Annotated in this window: 10 protein-coding genes and 1 other RNA gene; 8 read left to right on the top strand and 3 right to left on the bottom strand. The window is 52.1% G+C overall.

Annotated features, from left to right (window positions below):
* Window positions 1–1,164 precede the first annotated feature (1,164 nt).
* Window positions 1,165–7,101, bottom strand: coding sequence for a cadherin repeat domain-containing protein (locus BUA44_RS06020; RefSeq protein ID WP_083579504.1), 5,937 nt, complete (start codon window positions 7,099–7,101; stop codon window positions 1,165–1,167).
* A gap of 267 nt (window positions 7,102–7,368) precedes the next feature.
* Here BUA44_RS06020 and ffs point away from each other — a divergent pair.
* Window positions 7,369–7,465: signal recognition particle sRNA small type (ffs, locus tag BUA44_RS06010), an RNA gene on the top strand.
* A gap of 98 nt (window positions 7,466–7,563) precedes the next feature.
* On the top strand, window positions 7,564–8,181 hold the full coding sequence (locus tag BUA44_RS06005; RefSeq protein WP_072809752.1) for a histidine phosphatase family protein: 618 nt from the start codon (window positions 7,564–7,566) through the stop codon (window positions 8,179–8,181).
* A 113-nt stretch (window positions 8,182–8,294) separates the two neighbouring features.
* Here the strand turns inward: BUA44_RS06005 and BUA44_RS06000 are convergent, their stop codons facing one another.
* Window positions 8,295–9,371 (bottom strand): DUF5683 domain-containing protein, encoded by a 1,077-nt coding sequence (locus tag BUA44_RS06000; RefSeq protein ID WP_072809751.1) that lies wholly within the window; start codon window positions 9,369–9,371, stop codon window positions 8,295–8,297.
* 170 nt (window positions 9,372–9,541) lie between these two features.
* Here BUA44_RS06000 and BUA44_RS05995 point away from each other — a divergent pair, with 170 nt between their 5' ends.
* The 3 genes from BUA44_RS05995 (at window position 9,542) to BUA44_RS05985 (ending at window position 12,182) form a co-directional block, all read left to right on the top strand.
* Window positions 9,542–10,138, top strand: coding sequence for a CinA family protein (locus BUA44_RS05995; RefSeq protein WP_217990562.1), 597 nt, complete (start codon window positions 9,542–9,544; stop codon window positions 10,136–10,138).
* Window positions 10,139–10,179: 41 nt separating this feature from the next.
* Entirely contained in the window at window positions 10,180–11,277 is a 1,098-nt protein-coding gene (gene recA, locus BUA44_RS05990; protein ID WP_072809748.1) for a recombinase RecA, read from the top strand.
* Window positions 11,278–11,459: 182 nt separating this feature from the next.
* The gene (locus BUA44_RS05985; RefSeq protein WP_072809746.1) at window positions 11,460–12,182 is read left to right on the top strand and encodes a hypothetical protein; all 723 of its coding nucleotides are present in this window, start codon (window positions 11,460–11,462) and stop codon (window positions 12,180–12,182) included.
* Here BUA44_RS05985 and BUA44_RS05980 read toward each other — a convergent pair.
* Entirely contained in the window at window positions 12,146–13,123 is a 978-nt protein-coding gene (locus BUA44_RS05980) for a hypothetical protein (protein ID WP_072809744.1), read from the bottom strand. The genes BUA44_RS05985 and BUA44_RS05980 overlap by 37 nt on opposite strands.
* Before the next feature lie 83 nt (window positions 13,124–13,206).
* Here BUA44_RS05980 and BUA44_RS05975 point away from each other — a divergent pair, with 83 nt between their 5' ends.
* From BUA44_RS05975 to tpiA, 3 genes are all read left to right on the top strand, one after another.
* Window positions 13,207–13,650, top strand: a complete 444-nt coding sequence (locus BUA44_RS05975; protein ID WP_072809742.1) for a hypothetical protein — start codon at window positions 13,207–13,209, stop codon at window positions 13,648–13,650.
* A 63-nt stretch (window positions 13,651–13,713) separates the two neighbouring features.
* Complete coding sequence (locus BUA44_RS05970; protein ID WP_083579503.1) at window positions 13,714–16,917, top strand: TIGR02171 family lipoprotein; 3,204 nt, start codon at window positions 13,714–13,716, stop codon at window positions 16,915–16,917.
* Between the two features lie 97 nt (window positions 16,918–17,014).
* A complete protein-coding gene (tpiA, locus tag BUA44_RS05965; RefSeq protein WP_072809737.1) occupies window positions 17,015–17,776 on the top strand; it encodes a triose-phosphate isomerase in 762 nt (253 codons plus the stop codon).
* The last annotated feature ends 12 nt before the right edge of the window (window positions 17,777–17,788 follow it).

Raw genomic sequence — 17,788 nt, 5'->3', positions numbered from 1 at the left:
AAACCGTCCCTTGAAAAAATACGAGTCAGTTTTCCACCAGGAGGCATTACCACATATAATTTTTTCCCCGTTGAGCCCCCTGCACGGAATTCAGTAATGTACATGTCATAAGTACCATAAGCATTTCTTTCCACGGAATCAGGAGGCACATGGATATACTTGACTTCATCCTGATAATTTGAGGTCATCATAAACGAGGAGCCCCAACTTCCCGGAGTCGGCAAAGTGGGCACAAACAAATCTTCCAAAGGAGGAACATCACTAGGACAAGCAGAATAGCTTCCACCAGATTTGGGCAGAGTGTATTCATCTGAATAGACCTTTCCTGTAACAAGATTGTCCCACGCCTGAAGAGAGCCGTTATTATATTGTTGAGTGATGCTACCCTTTACACACCAGTCCCCCTGCATCCTATTGTTATCCTGATTCGAAATTCTTAAATTGCCCATAACACGAACAGGACCCGCAGACAAAGTATCGTAAGACCCATTAGTGTAAGTCATATTCCCACCTACAACTGTGGGCCCACCAAGATGGTGAAGTTGGTTTTCGAATGTTAAATCACCGGTAGTTCCGTTATAACCGACACTATCCGAGATGGACACATTCTCTCGAATAGAAATGTACTCGGTTCCCCAGATTTTATACTTCATCAGGGAATCCCATCGATCTTGCTGCAAATCCGAAGACACTCCCGTAAACTGCAACGGGGCAACACTTGCCTTAGCAAGGGCATACGGGGCACATATTCCAAGTAGGAATATTACAAGACCAAATATTTTCTTCTTCATATTATCCACCACAGGATAAGGTTACACCAAATCCCCACACAAGAGTAAAAATACTAAAAAAACCTTACATTCAAAGAGTGAATGCAAAAAAAATGGAACATTTCGGACCGATTTTCGGGACACCACATCCCGAATGTGACGCAACTCACATAATTTTGTAAAATTTTCGTTTACAAACGTAAACTTTTACATTTTTGCGGGAGGAGGACTCTGTATAATAAAAGATCCCCGGTCAAGCCGGGGATGACATTAACCACAAGGCCGAAAGAGTTGGCCGTGGTAGAAGATCCCCGCCTGCGCGGGGATGACATTTGGCTATAGCGGGGATGACATTTGGCTATAGCGGGGATGACTTTACGCCCTCCCTAATTAATTATTTCATGTTGGGGCGCTTGTAGCCGAAGCTCTTCAGCAGGTCTTCCTTGACGGTACGTGCCGAGCCGACCTTGTTCGTGGGCTTCTCGGGTTCCATTCCGCCAGATGTCTTCACGAACGGAGGCAACGAGCAACGGAGCGTCGACTTCATCTCGACCTCGGTGCGGAACACGTACGCGCCCGTCGCATAGAGCCTACCCGACTCGGCACGCACATTGCCGTCCTTATCCGGCTTCATTTCGAAGTACAGGGTCAGGAGGCCAGCGTCGTTCACGTATTCCGGATTGTTCAGGTCCTGGGTGAACGCGTAGTAGTCAGCGAACTGTCCAAGGCTCGTGTAGATCCAGATCTTCACGTACATCTTGGTCGAGTAGAGGTTCGCCTTCGAGAGGTCAGAGCCAACGTTCTCGGCAAACTCGTCGGTGCAGTACTGCTGTACGTACTGTTCCACGGTAACCTTCTCGCTTTCCTCGGCATCTACGCCCTCAAGCGGAATAAGGCCATCGGAACCGACGATGTCGTCGAGGGTCGCAAGGCCACCCACCGCGTTGATCGTCGGCACCTTCGTCTCGATACCGAGAGTCGGGCCCAGGTGACCGGTAAGTCCCGGATACGGTTCGTCGCCGCTGCCGGTCTTGGTCTTATAGCCACCGCCCACGAGGGTTTCAACTTCCTTTTCGGTCTTGGAGTTGTAGATGGTAATCGCGAAAGTTTCGCCCTCTTCAGGCTCGTTCGCCGCGTAGTACTCAGCCACCTTGTCCTTGGTGATTTCGGTTACCGCCTGTTCAATAGCGATATCCACGTCCTTCGCGTTCTTCATGATGACGCGCACCGTATCGCTCGCCTCGTTGCCCGCCTTGTCGCGGTAGAAGCGCACGATGGCGTTGCCGCCCTTCACGAGGCCCTGAGTGATGAGGGTATCCTGCACCACGGCGCCACGGCCGTCGCCGATATCCACGGTCCACTTCACGTCCACGAAGTTCGAGTAGATCACGTCGCCTTCCAGCGGGAAGAGGATTTCCACCTTGGGCGGGACCTGGTCGAGCACGATGAACACGGACTGAGTCGCGGAGTTGCCGTACTTGTTCGTGTAGGTGTAGCTCACTTCGTAACCGAGGTTTCCGTCCTCGTTCTTCACGAGGTTGCCCTCGGCATCCACTCCGTACGCAACGGTAACCGTGTTGCCGGCTTCGTCCACGTAGTCGTAGGTAACGGTGAACACCACCGCATTTTCGAACGTAGCGGACTTGCCACTATCCTTATCACCGGACTTGCCCGAACTGCTGGACTTGTCGCCAGACTTGCCCGAGCTGCTGCTCTCGATAGCGGAATCTTCCGGCTTCGCGTAGCCTCCGGAGGTCTTCACCACCTCGCCCGTCACGGCATCCACGTTGTACGAGATCACGACCTTCTTGCCCTTGACCTCGGTCTCGTAGGCAACGGTCATCTCCTGCACGCCATCTTCGTTCCTGATGACGTTCCCGTCCTTGTCGGTGTAGTAGGTCACGGTGAGTTCCTGGCCGTTCACAACCTCGGTGTAGCTTACCGCCACCTTGTCGTCGTTGACAGGCGTGTGCGATGCGCCGGAAGCGGGATTCTCGTTCAGGGTAAGGCCCGCACCGGTAAAGCCCTCGAGCGTACTCGTGAACGTCTTCGCAGGGATATTCATCGTATCGAGGTCCAGCTTGACCACGAACGAATCCTTTGCGCCGGACACGGGGTCCTTCACCTTCACCAGAATGTCGTTCTTCTTGGAATTCACGTAGAACGCCGTATCGGCAGACTGCTGCTCTTCCACAATCGTGAAGATGTTCGGCTTCTTGCCGTCGTCGACAACCGCCGTCACCGTCACGACAGGGCTCTGCTTGCTCACGAACACGACAAGCGTATCCACGCCCGGCACATCCTTGCCCGGAGTCTTGTATTCCTTCACGATGACGTTCTCGCCCTCATGGAGATCGAGGTCGCAATCGGGGCCCATGAGCTTGCCGTCGGCCTTCCACTCGATGCAAAGGTCAGTCGTATTGATGAACAGCGTATCGGGATTGAGCCACACGGAATCCTTCGTCTCGGCACGGGTGATTTCCAGTTCGGTCTTCTCGACAACGTTGCCCACCTTCACCGTCACGAGGGCGGTATCAGCAAGGTCTCCGTCGGTCACGCGCACCTTGATCACGTACACGGAATCCGTTTCGTAGTCGAGTTCCTTCTTGAGCACGACCGTACCGTCTTCCTTCACGCTAAACTGTTCGCTATCTTCCACCAGTTCGTAGGTCAGCGTGCTGAACGCCTTCGCGGTATCCGGGTCGGAAGCCGCAATCTTGCCCACGTCGCTGCCCACAACGGCATCTTCCTTCACCGTGATGGTCTGGTCCGGAACATCCGGAGCCTCGTTCACGTCATTCACCTTGATGGTCACCGTCGCCGTATCGGTATAGCCGTACTTGTCGGTCACCACCACGGTCACCGTGTACTCGTTCTTCGTCTCGTAATCGATGGTGCTGTCGGCCTTCACCGTGATCTTGCCGGTAACTTCGTCAATAACGAAGGTATCGGTCGGATCCCCGATGCTGTAGGTGAGCGTATCGTCGTCATCCACGTCAGATGCGGTCACGACACCCACAAATGTACCCGCAGGAACATTCTCGTCAACAGCGAACGTGGGCGTCTTGTCGTCGAACTTCGGCGGTTCCGGCGTATCGTTGAGGTTCACCGTAATGGTAGCGGTGTCAGAAAGGCCGTCCTGGTCGGTAACAACCACATGGAACGTGAACACGGAATCCGTCTCGTAATCGAGCTTGCCGGGTTCTTTAACCCGAATGATGTTGGAATCGAGTTCAAACGGCACATCCGTCTCTACAATCTCGTAAGTGAGTATGCGGAACTGCGCCGCAGTGTCGAGGTCAGACGCGATGACAGCCCCCGCGGAATCGCCCTTCCTGGGATTTTCGTCAATCGCGAACACAGCATCCTCAATAGAGGGAGCCTCGTTCACGTCATTCACCTTGATGGTCACGGTAGCCGTATCGGTAAGGCCATCCTTGTCTGTCACCACCACCTTCACCGTGTACGTGGACTTGGTTTCAAAGTCGATGGTGCTATCGGCAATGACCTTGATTTCGCCCGTAGAAGGAACAATCTTGAACGTACCCGTTTCATCGATAATGGAATACGTCAGGTTTTCCGTACCATCCACGTCACTTGCTGTCACAACACCAACATGAGTGTCGGCAGGAGCGTTCTCGTCCACCGTAAGCACAGGGATGTTGTCCCCAAAGTGGGGCGGTTCGTTTACGTCGGTAAGTTTCACCGTCACGACCGCAGTATCGGTGTACTGACCGTCGTTCACCACCACATGGAACGTGAGCACGGAATCCGCCTCGTAATCCAGTTTGCTCGGATTCTTCACCTTGACGATGTTCGAATCCATCACGAACGGCACGCCGCTCTCGACAATCGTGTAAGTAAGTTTCGTGAACGCAGCAGCCGTATCACGTTCCGTAGCGACAACCGGACCGACAACCGTACCGGAATCGCAGATTTCAGGAACCTTGAGGTTCGCATCCACAATGGTAGGCTTTTCGTTCACGTCCGTCACGCGGATGGTCACAGCGACATTGTACGAAAGCGTATCGGCAAGCGTCGTCGTCGAAGCCATGTCGCGCACATGCACCGTCACCGTGTATGTCGATTTTGTCTCGTGGTCAAGAACGGCCTTCTTGACAGAAATCTCGCCCGTAGAAGAGTTTATCTGGAATATGTCAGTTGCACCGCCCACCAGGGTATAGACGAACGCGTTGTCATCGACGTCCTTCACGACAAGCGATCCCGTCGCCTTAACGCCGACCGCCGAATTTTCGGCAACCGTAAATTCGCTCGCCGTAGCACTCGGAGGATCGTTTACCGCAGCAAGATTTACCGTCATGATGGCGGCACCCGAGGTGGAGTTCATCTCGTCACGAACCTTGAACTGGAAGGTGGTGGCAGGAGTCCCGAAATCATCCTTCTTGCCCGTGTACTTGAGGTCGCCGATGGAATCCACCGGAATGAACTGGCCCGCGGTAACATTGCCGCCCTTGTAAGTCAAAGTGCCCTTGTTCGGGAGCGTGGCCACAACTACGCCCGTTTCCGCGTAGCCCTTGCTCGAAGAGTACGCGAAGTCGCTCTTCTTGAAGGTGTACGTCACATCTTCTTTGCCAGTAACGCTCGAAGCGCCAGCCACCGGCGGGTTATTCGCATCGACAATTTTCAGCGTAAAGTGGCCTTCGCGCTTGTTGCCCGGAAGAACGGCACCCGTAAGGTTGAATATCTTCATGTGCAAATATTCTTCACCTTCAGCAAGGCCATCAATAAATACGTTCAGATAAGCCTTAAGCGAATCGGCCGGTACAAGATTTCCCGCCTCAATTCGCACATAGCCAGAATCGTGCGTGACAGTTATGTTGCGAGTACTATCTAGCTTGGTTATGCCATCATCCCCGTAAGTGTAGGTCCAGGTAGTATCGCGCCATTCACAAATCGGGAACGGGGCCTTCGTCGTCTTCTGGAAGTCCTCACGAATTGCCGTCGAAAGATCTAAATCGAAGCAGTAGTTAAAATCAACCGCCGTGTTAGTAACGGTATCGAGCGATATCGGAATTACCGCATCATCATTGTTTTCGGGGAACGCTCCGTTCTGGAGCACTTCCGGGTCTATATTCAGTATGGGTGGGTCAAACGGCACATAGCGGAAATCGCCCGCAACATTATAGTCGAACTTCAGGTTATTCGCAATAACCTGACCCGCCAACTTGAAGTGGCCGCCAATCTTGATGAGGCCCGTAGACATCCAGGAGCCCTGGAAACTGGCGCTAATCCAATAGCTCCAGTTGATGTCTTTCGTGGTATAGAACAGGAGGTTTCCTGCATAATCCTTGTTCGAAATGACATTTATCTTGTCAGCATCCGTGAATTCCCAGTTAGAACCATTCGCAGGCTGGTCAGGATATCCAGATTTGGATTGCGGTTCAGCAAAGTCCCATTTCATGGTGGTTCTATCAAAACGGAGTCCTTCGTCTACATAGGCCACCACAATCTTCATGTCATTCGCAGAATTGCTAAAGTTGTAACCGTCCCTTGAATAAATACGTGTCAGCTTGCCTCCCGGAGGCATCAAGACATACAGGACCTTTCCGGTGCTACCGCCAATCGTAAAGTTGGTAATATACTTATCAAAGGTTCCATAGTCATTTGTTTCTACGGAATCAGGCGGGACGTGGATAAAGTAAACCTCATCCTTATAGTTGCTATTCATCGAGATGGCTTCAAAGCCTTCCCAAGAATCCGGTGCCGGCCATATAGGAACAGTCATCGTCTGTTCGACCATCGGAGCGACGGAAGCATCACATTGCGCATACGTTCCTTTTTTCTTAGACAATGTTGTAGAGTCATTATAGATGCCGCCTGTCAATATATTGTTCCAATAATTCAAGCTTCCATCATTGTACTGCTGAGTTATTTTTCCTTGTACGCACCAGTCGCCTTCCATCACATTGCCCGATGTTCCATTAACCTGCAAATTTCCCAAGACACGTACAGGTCCCATCGATATCGTATCATTTCTCGACGCACTAAAAACAAAGTCTCCACCAACGATAGTGGGGCCACCAAAATGATGGTCATTCGCATACATTCTGAATTCGCCATCGGCGGTTCCGTTATAACCGACATTATCTCCTATCGAGACTTTACCCAACGAGACATCAATACCATGCGTTCCCCACAGCTTGTACTTCATCAAGTCTTCCCAGTACTGCTGCTGAGCTGCCGAGTCTTCCGCAGTCTCGTTTCCGAGATTTTCGAAATACAGCGGGGCGACCTTTGCGCCGAAAGCACCGCCAAACAGGCCGAGCACGGCCACGGCCAAGTAAACTTTATTTATCATCCCTTTCAACATAATCGCCTCCTGAAAAAACAGGGTTCGTTATATCAAATCGTCAACTCCGAATACAACAAGAAACGAATTTTTTACAATCCGTCATAAGTAATATATACAGAATTTTACATAACAGGTAACGATATTTTTACAAATTCAGTCAAACCGTTGTCTAAATCGCATCATTTTGCAATTTCGGGGCAAAAAACGCCCCCTTTCGGGCTTTTTTCATTCCAAATTGGACTATCCCGGCTTCCAAAAAATGGCTTATTTTACTATATTTTAGGGTCCTAGGCCCTGCGCAATGACTATTTGCGGGCAACTCGCCAGGGCGAAAGCAGCAACGGACTTGTGAATTTTTATGTGCTCAGGTCGCCTAGGATTTCTTTTTTTTGCAACCCTCGGGTTGCACTTTTTTTAACTAAAGATCCCCGCCTTGGTTCGGCGACGCTCACCACAGGTCGCGGGGATGGCGAAGCAGCAATGATTCTTTGGACTTTTCGACACACCAAGCCCTACAACCCGAAAGATGTCTGCTACGGGCGACTCGACTTTGACGTATCCCCCTCATTCGAAGACGAGGCGAAAAGCGCCATCGATGACTACCTGAAGGCTGGCGCCCACCCGACCCGACTCTTCAGCAGCCCGCTCCTGCGGTGCATGCGACTCGCCGAGAAGGTTTCGGAGGCCACCGGGCTTAACATCGAGAAAGACGACAGGCTCATGGAGATAAACTTCGGCACGTGGGAAGGCCAGAAGCTCACCGCCGTCCCCCGCAACGAGATGGCCGCCTGGAAAAGCGACTGGCGCGGGTACAGGTTCCCCACGGGCGAAAGTTTCCACGACGTGGACAAACGTGTAGAGACACTTCTTGACACGCTCGACGACAACGGCGAATACCTGTGGGTAAGCCACGCGGGCGTAATCGCAGCCCTCCAGCACTTCGCGTGCGGACTTCCGGACGAGGTCTTTGTCGAAGGGATGTTCAGCTACGCGATGGTCACGCGATTCGAGTTCACGCGCAACAGCGAAGGGCATTTCCGCGGGAACTTCACGACCGTGCACGAAGGCATCAAGATGCCCGCACTCGTGATGGATTGATGTTTCAGCCTTCGTCACACCGAAGTGCCGAAGGCACAAGTGTGTCCATGAATGCTTAGACACTCTTGTCGCTCCGCGACTGCGGTGTAACGAAGTCACGACGAGGGCGACAATTAAAAATCAAGCGTAAAGAGGGCTTGCGCGCCACCGGTAAGGTTCGGCAACAGCGCAAAGTGCATCGGGTTATCGAAGTCGCTCAGCAGGGCATCGACAACCGCATCGCCCAGAGAATACAGGTAGATAAGCGCTACACCCCAGATATACTGGTTCCTGTTCTTGCGGTAATACGTGACGCGCTCGGTCACGCGGTCAAGTTCCTCGGACGAGGAATTCTCTTTCTCCAGAAAGTGCTTGCGGTCGAGGTAGTATTCCACCATGTTCTGCGAGGTGCGGATGCTCGCCGCCGCGCCGATGAGTCCCATATAAAGTAACCCCGCCTTGCCGAACTCGCCATTGTACATCTGGCCGAGCCCCGGGATAAGCCCGAGCAGCAGGGCAGTTTTCATGTCGCGGAGTTCTACGCTCCGGTAATTGTTGTTGTACCAGATGCCGAACGCATCCATCATTCCGTACAAGTGAAGGCCGAACAGCCACGCATTCTCGGCGTAGCGCAGGTCTTCCTGCTCCATCTTCTTGTCGCTCTTTTCACGCACGCGGTTCGCATACTCGTTTCGCTTGCCCTGATAGTAGGCAATGCTGTCGCGGTCCTGCGTTTCGCGGATAAGCTTGGAATACATCGACACGGTATCGCGGAAAGGCTGCGCCTGCTCCAGCACGCGGTCCTTCTGCCACGACTTGTTGAAATAGACCTCGTAAACCAGGAGGAGTTCGATACCCGTAATGAACCCGCCGCGCACGTAGTGCTCCGTATAGTACTGCCCGCCGCCCGGGAAAAGGCTCAGGAGCATGGTAAGCCCGAGCGAGTTGCGCTTTGTCGGGATGTCCCATTCGTTCACGGGGAGCGTATCGATGGAGCGTATGCCCGTCTTGCCCTTTACCAGCGGGTCGCCCTGGAACGCCGTATCGGCAGGCACTTCTTCTGCCACCTCGCCAGGATCCGCCTCCGCCGATTCAGCAGTCGACGTATCTGCCGGGACAGTTGCCGCAACCGTCGAATCGGCCTGCGCCACGGCCACGCCCGCAAAGGCGAGGCACGCAAACAGGAATATGGCAAGCAGACGGTTTAACATTTGTTTGAAATATAGTAATTAGTTGATTGATAATTGATGATTGATGATTGACGATGGTTCGCGGGAAGGGGCATGCACTGGAGCTTCATGATAATTATATTTTGCAAAAAAAATTCACTTTTCTTTTGTAATGTCATTTTTTGACACAAATAAATTCTATATTACGGAGTATGAAAATGAAGAGCGTACAGACCATCAACGAAGCGAACATCGAAGGTATGGAAATCGACAAGAACCTTCTTGAAGAGGCTATAGCCGAGCTGGTCCACGCCATCAAGGAAAAGCTTATCGCCCGCGGCGAGATGATGGCTACCGCGGAATCCTGCACGGGCGGGCTTGTCGCAAGCAGCATCGTGAACGAGGCGGGCTCTTCAGCCGTACTTGCAGGCGGAATCGTCGCCTACCAGAACGAGGTCAAGGAAGCGCTCCTCGGGGTAAGCCACGAGACTCTCGAGCAGTTCGGGGCAGTGAGCGAGCAGACCGTAAGGGAGATGTCCGCGGGTGCGCTCGAAAAGTTCGGTTGCCAGTGGGCTGTTTCCACCTCGGGCATCGCGGGCCCCGGCGGGGCAGAACCCGGCAAGCCTGTCGGCACCGTATGGATGTCAATTTCGTGGAAAAATGGTAACAACTCGGTGCAAAACGAGGCTTTTTGTAAAATTTTCGCAGGGGATAGGCTCAAAATAAGGCTCAAATCCGTTTATATGGTGTTGTGCAGGCTATTTGTTTTGTTAAATAAACAAAAAAGCACTTGCACAAGTGAACACTAAATAGTATATTTAGACAAGAAAAACAAAAAATGGAGTCCAATATGGCAAAGAAGAACACGACACCCACCAGCAACCTTTCCGCCGACAAGGCAAAAGCGGTCGAAGCGGCAATCGCCCAGATCGAGAAGAATTATGGTAAAGGTTCCATCATGGCTCTCGGCAGCCAGCCCGTCGAAGAAATCCCGGTAATCCCGTCCGGCTGCATCCAGCTCGACATGGCGCTCGGCGTGGGAGGCTTCCCCCGCGGCCGCATCATCGAAATCTACGGCCCCGAATCCTCCGGCAAGACGACCCTCACCCTGCACGCCATCGCCGAAGCCCAGAAGCTTGGCGGCGTTGCGGCCTTCATCGACGCGGAACACGCCTTCGACGCGGTCTACGCCCGCAAGCTCGGTGTCGACATCGAATCCCTCCTCGTTTCCCAGCCCGATACGGGCGAGCAGGCCCTCGACATTGCCGAAACCCTCGTGCGTTCCGGCGCCATCGACATCATCGTGATTGACTCCGTGGCAGCACTTGTCCCGCAGGCCGAAATCAACGGCGAAATGGGCGACAACCACGTTGGCCTGCAGGCCCGCCTCATGAGCCAGGCCCTCCGCAAGCTCACCGGCATCCTCTCGAAGTCCAACACCTGCATGCTGTTCATCAACCAGCTCCGCATGAAGATCGGCGTGATGTTCGGCAACCCCGAAACTACTACCGGCGGTAACGCCCTCAAGTTCTACGCCACCCAGCGTATCGACATCCGCCGCATCGCCGCCATCAAGGACGGTGAAGAGGTCATCGGCAACCGTACCCGCGTGAAGGTCGTGAAGAACAAGGTCGCGGCCCCGTTCACCCAGTGCGAATTCGACATCCTCTACGGTTGCGGCATCTCCCGCGAGGCATCCATCCTCGACCTCGCCTGCGAACTCGACATTATCCAGAAGAGTGGCGCGTGGTTCAGCTACAACAACGAACGCATCGGCCAGGGCCGCGAAAACGCCCGCCTCTTCCTGAAGGACAATCCGGAACTCTGCAACGAGATTGAGCAGAAGATCCGCGAAAGCATGAAGGACGTTGAACTCTTCAAGCTCGGCGAGAACGAAGCCCTCGAGGCCGAAGACGATGGCGAAATCAGCACCGTCGAAGAAGGCTAGCAGCTAAAAAGCGGACCCTCGCCCGCTACAAAAATTCTTCCTGTTGAGAAACAAACTCCGTGTCCTCCTTCAGCCATTGTGAGGGCACGGATTTTTTTTTGCGCACGGAGTTTTTTTATTACAAACCGCCTGCAAAAAATCCGCAACCATACCACACGCAAAAATTTTGTTATTTTAGACGCATGAACTTATCCTTCGCGCATATCCTGACAGCGCTTACGACCCTCGTGCTGGCCGTAGCACCACACGCGCAGGATTTGTGCCCTCACAAGCTTCTCGACAAAGACATGATTGTGAACCTGGAGGGCTGGTTCATCAACCCGGAACATTCCCGCGCGAGGATAGACCTGGAGTGGCGCCACCACGAGACAAAGGAACTGGACACGTTCTTCGTGCATATCCCGAACAGGCCCTCCTTCAAGTACATCACGAGCAAGACCGGCAGGTATCTTGAATTCTCGGAACCCAAGATTAAACGGCAGATGGCGATGCACCACCTGAAAGAAGACATCGCGAACACGCCCGTCAAGTACGACGACCTCGAACTCCTTGCCCACGGGTACTTCATGTGCAAGGACTCGAGCATCCAGAAGCCGAATATTCTTTCGCCCGCATACTCGAACATGTGGTGGAGCGTCACTCTGGACTCGCTTGCAAGCCCGCACCTGATTACCATGCGGGGGGCAGCAAAAGAGAAGCGCGAACTGCGCATTGACGACTGGAAGGACTATTCGGGAATCACGCTTCCCTCGCTCATCACGGTCGCGGGCCTCAACTACCGCGGCAAACTCTGGGTGCGCTCCGTCTACCCGGTCGAAGAAATCGACACGGACCCCCTGCGCGAAAGCATCTTGAAATCAGGCCACGACTACCGCACGTTCTGGTGGATCGGGAACGAGAAGTAGCCCTGATACTTCAGCTGAGCAATGAATTCCTGCCCCAGGTTGCCGTCATAGAAACGGTCTTCCTTGCGTTTCCAGAAACCGAGTTCGAATGTCAGGCTCCGCATACCGTCTTTCCACGAAAAAAGCGGGCCAATCTTCGCCATCATGTAGCTCAGCGCTTCTTTTTCCACGGTATTCCCGTTACGTAGCGTGCCCGTCCGGTAGTACGATGTTTCAAACAGGGCCGCAATATTCTTGTTGAAACTGAACATCCCGTACAGTTCAAAGTCCAGCACGAAATCGCGGCTGAACACGGGCATATTTATCTTGTAGTCGTAACTCTTGCCTTCGAAATCGGTACTTATATCGGAAAGGATATAGTGCATATTGAACCCGATAAACGAATTCTTGGGCAGGAAATACTCGATTTTCACATAGAGGTCAAACAGCTGCGCGTAGTCAAACTCGTCATCTTCGCCCCAGATGTTATCGACAATGTAGTCGGCATTCCAGGTTTCAGCGATTCTACCACCCTCTACGGCATCGACGGTCACCATTTTCTGGTTACTCAGCAGATAAAGGTAGCTGCGGTAAATTGTCCCGACCTCCACCTGAGGGTTGGTCTTGAAGGGGCGTAACCCGAGGCCGGCCTCGTAGCCCGCAAAGAACGGGGAAAGTTCAACAGCGCCTTCCATCCGGAGGAATGTAGGCGACTTTTCCATCGGCGCACCGTAGTCGAGCAGTCCGATTGGCTCCAGCCACGTGTAGCGGAGCGACCCTTCCAATTGCGGGAGCCACTGCCCCCACACGAAGGGGGTATTCCCCATCACGCTCCAGGAAAGGTTCGGGCCATAGCGGAAGCCCTGCTTGACACTCGCGTCGAACCCGAGAGAGAACGAAAACGAGACCGCAGAAAGCAGCAAAAGGGCAAAAATCCTCGTATGGCGGCCAAAAAACTTCATTTCATTGTAAAATCTAAAAAATATTTCATCTATTTGCCCGATAAATTCTTATTTTGTGGACACAAAATCTTATAGGAGTCCCTATGAAACTTTCTCATCTGTGTGCACTCGCCCTCTGTGGCCTGCTGTTTTGGGGTTGCGCAAACAAGACTTCGTCCCCCATCCTTATCGAACGTGGCGTAGGCCAGAACGAATACGAACGCGAATACTTCGTCACGAAGGAAAGCATGGGCATCGACAAGCGCCTCAAGGACGTGTTCAAGCAGGGCTATATCGAAGAAGGCATGACCAACGACATGGTGAACCTGCTCTGGGGCCCTCCTGACCACGAAGTCGAGACCGACACCAGCAGCGTGTGGGAATACTACACCGCCGAAGGCAAGCTCATCACGCGCCTCATCTGGAAGCACCCCGATCAGGCACGTTTGAAGGGCTACGAGAACGAATGGATCCTCGAAAAGATCGAAGGCGACCGCTATGGCGGCTCTCCGGCACCGACTTCCAGCCGTTCCAGCAACTACAACTAACATTCTTTACCACTGCATTTCTGCAAAAAAGAGACTGATATAAATCAGTCTCTTTTTTTATTTTTGGCCTACACTAGCGCAATTTATAGAAATGAGAAAGACAATTTTTTTCTGCTTTTTTGGTTGCTGGCATTCGGCCTTTGGACGAGCTGTTCCAATGTCAAATCCAGTGAAAGCGACAATGACATCGATGATGAACAGGAATTCTCCAGCCCTTCGGAAGATATTGACGAAGACCAGAAATCATCCTGTTCCTCCGAATCGTCCAGTTCTTCCGAAGAAGCAGAATACTCCATAGAAGGTTTTGTAAAGCAGAAAGGCCCTAAAACGGTATCTTTGACGGACGCCTCTGACGAGTCTAACGTCACGATGGATGTCCAACTGAACTACGACTTCTACATTGGCCGCACCGAAGTGACCCGAGAACAGTACGCAGCACTCATGGGAGGCGATATACCGGAAAACGAAAAGAATCTTCCGCAGGTCAGTGTCAATTTCTACGATGCCGTTTTGTACGCAAACGCATTAAGCAAAAGCAAGGGGCTCGACACCGTATATACCTACACAAATTCCAATTTCACTCCCACAGGAAGTTGCGTTTTCCTTGAAGGACTAGTCACTCACTACGAGGTTTTTGGCTACCGACTGCCAACGGAAGCCGAGTGGGTGTATGTCGCAAAAAAATTCTGGGATGTCGAAAATTCCTGGAATGCAGATAATTCTTCATCTATTCCCCACGAGGTTTGCACCGCCCCCGGATTAGACAGTTCGCACGTCAAACTTGAAGAAAACCCAGATGCAGTCTGCAACATGACAGGGAACGTCGCCGAATGGGTAGACGGATGGCTTGCGGATTTTAAGGACACCACCCTGACAAACTATGTTGGAGCCACATCTCCCAACAGTTTAAAAGAAAACATTATAAAGGGCGGAAACTGCCGATTGTCTCCCAACGATATCAACATCAACACTCGCCGGGATGTGTACCCCATTGCGATGAATTCCAGCGCCGACTATGTAGGTTTCAGGTTGGTGCTTGGAGCCATCGATAAACCGCTTTGGCTAGATCCATCTGGAGCCGTGAACACGGTCAAGATAAACATCGTGGCTACCATAGAATCCATTTTGGGAACTTTAAACGCCAGAAGGGCAAAGGCGAAGCTCGTATTCAGAAACGACGTTTCCGGCAAACTGACTTTTATCGATTACACCAAGAATGCTTCTAGGGCAATTGAAATTGAAGATGACGCAGGCGCATTCCACCCTGACGTATCTCCCGATGGCAATTACATCGCATTCAGCACCAAGATTGAAGGAATATCCGGAAAATCAGAAGTTTATGTTTGCCGCCTGGATTCCGCATGTTCAGAAAAGATAAAGCTCCCCGTAGAAAGCGCCGCCATTCCGCGATTCAGGGTGTTAGGACCAGGCGATACCGCTTTAGTGTACGTGTCTGACGCCGGAAGCAACAAGGATTCCTTAACCTGGGCAGGGTACAGCACATGGATTGTTCCCTTCGCAGGGGGGGAGTTCGGCACGCCACGGCTATTGCTAAAGGGTAGTTTTAACGGAGGCGTAACAGAGGGGCTTGCGGTAACAGGCTCGAAGCTCTTGCGCGTTGCCACCTGGGACGACCCCGACAAGGTTAAATATGACGTATGGTACAACAACGAGCAGGCCTGCAACGTTTCTCTTGCCACCGATGGTTCGAACCGGACTCTATTCCTCGATTTCGGAAGCTCTACAGGTCAAAAGTTTGTCGGCCAAAAATACGGCACTCACGAACAAATTCTTGTAATGAACAGCAACGGAAATCTAGTAGACGCAGTCGCTGCTCCGGCAGGCTATTCCTATGACCATACGGAATGGGTGACCGGCAAGAATGCGGCGGTGGCAACACTTTCGGACCAAAACGGATCCCACAAAAAAATCGTCTTGATAGACATGGAAACGAAAAAAATTGTTGAACTTGTTGAAAGCGATGAATTGTGGCATCCGGTTCTTTGGGTAGAACGTTCTACGCCCCTTGTCGCAGAACAATCTTCCAGTTCATCAAGCGAAACGCCCAAAGCATCATCATCCAGCACAAGCGTCCAGACAAGTTCTTCAAGCGGGAATGTCGAAACAAGTTCTTCCAGCGAGATTGCCCCAACCAGCTCTTCAAGCGAATATATTGAAAGCAGTTCTTCCAGCGAGAATGTCAAAACCAGTTCCTCAAGCGAGTTTGTCCTAACAAGTTCTTCGAGCGAAGATATTGGAACCAGTTCTTCAAGTGAATTTACAGAAACGAGTTCATCAAGCGAGATTGCCCCGACAAGTTCTTCAGGCGAGCACAGCCTGGTTCTGGACCCCGACAGTGCCGGAATATATGTGTACAGCTACACGCAGTTCAAGGATTTCATCATACGATACAAGATGGAGCTCTTGTGGCAGTTCGCCGATTCCGCCAATGTGGTCGTCATAGGGTCTTCGCGCCCTCTAAACGCGGTTTACCCCACAAAACTGAGCAGCAAATTCACTGCGGTAAACTTGGGCCTTGCATCATGTACAATCCACATGTCCAAGGACCTCCTGATGAAGTACATTATGCCCCACTACAAGAAAATGAAGTATCTGGTCGTTTCTCTCGATTTGGATTTTTGGTGGAAAACACCGTCTGCCAAAGACGACAACTGGTTCGCCGACAACGACGCCAATGCAAAGTACCTGTTGTATCCTGGATTTGTATATGACAAGAACCACAATTACTGGGTAGGTGAAGAAGATCTTACACCTTTATACGAGGCTGCGAAGGACGGAATACTCTACCCGTCATCAAATCGTACCGACCATATTATTGAGCTTAGAGGTCAATTGCACACTACTTGCTCAAAATCGTGGCCAGGAGCAGCCTTTGGTGCAACCGTTAGCGATCCCGGACAAGAAATCCTCGCAGGCTCCATGAATTCCCTAAAGACCATCATCGAAGAGTCGGCCAAACAAGGTGTAACAGTCATCGGGACAATCCTCCCCCAGTCTCCTGCATACAGGAATTCCGCCATGTTCGGTTACCTGGGCATGAACCGCGATATAGCCGATTCTCTAATCGGAGAATTCGTCAAGATGGAACAAACATATTCGAATTTTGTTCTGTTCGACGAAAACAAGGGCGGCCTGCACGACTACGCCAATGGAATGAACGAAGACTCCCAGCACCTTTGCGATGAGGGAGCCGAACTCTACACTCACCGCTTGGATTCCCTTTTGCTAGAACTTGACAACAAATAGCATATTCGGAGCCTAAAAACACCACCCTACCTCCCCAAATCCATAAATTTTTCTACATTTACGCCCGTTAAATTTTAAACCTCTCAAGGAGTTAATTATGCGTCAGTATATCATTGCTGGTAACTGGAAGATGAACAAGACCGTTAGCGAATCCATTCAGCTCGCTAAGGATATCGTGGAAGCCGTCAAGGACGTGAAGAAGACCGAAGTGGTCATCGCCCCGACTTACCTCGCTGCCGCCAAGGTCGCCGACGTCATCAAGGGTACCAACGTGAAGCTCGCCATCCAGGACATCCACTGGAAGGACCAGGGCGCATTCACCGGTAAGGTCTCCGTTGACATGGTCAAGGAAATCGGCGCCGAATACATCATCATCGGCCACTCCGAACAGCGCCAGTACTTCCACGAAACTGACGAAACGGTGAACCTCAAGGTCAAGAAGACCCTCGAAGCCGGTCTGAAGCCGATCATCTGCATTGGCGAAACCCTCGACCAGCGCAACGGCGGCATCCTGAAGGAAGTCCTCGGCCTCCAGATCAAGGGCGCCTTCAAGGACGTTTCTGCCGAAGACGCCGCCAAGTGCGTTCTCGCTTACGAACCGGTTTGGGCAATCGGTACTGGCGTTACCGCTACCGACGAACAGGCTCAGGACACCCAGGCCTACGCTCGCTCCGTTGTCAAGGAAATCTACGGTGAAGCTGTTGCCGAAGGCATGCGCATCCAGTACGGTGGCTCCATGAAGGGCGCCAACGCAGCAGGCCTCCTCGCCCAGAAGGACATCGACGGCGGTCTCATTGGCGGTGCAGGTCTCAAGGCCAACACCTTCAAGGAAATCATCGACGCTGCCGAAGCCAAGTAATTTTCAACCAAC

The sequence above is a fragment of the Fibrobacter sp. UWR3 genome (assembly GCF_900143055.1).
Taxonomy (GTDB): Bacteria; Fibrobacterota; Fibrobacteria; order Fibrobacterales; family Fibrobacteraceae; genus Fibrobacter.
Note: the sequence above shows the minus strand (reverse complement) of the source record. Positions and strands in the feature narration are given on the sequence as shown.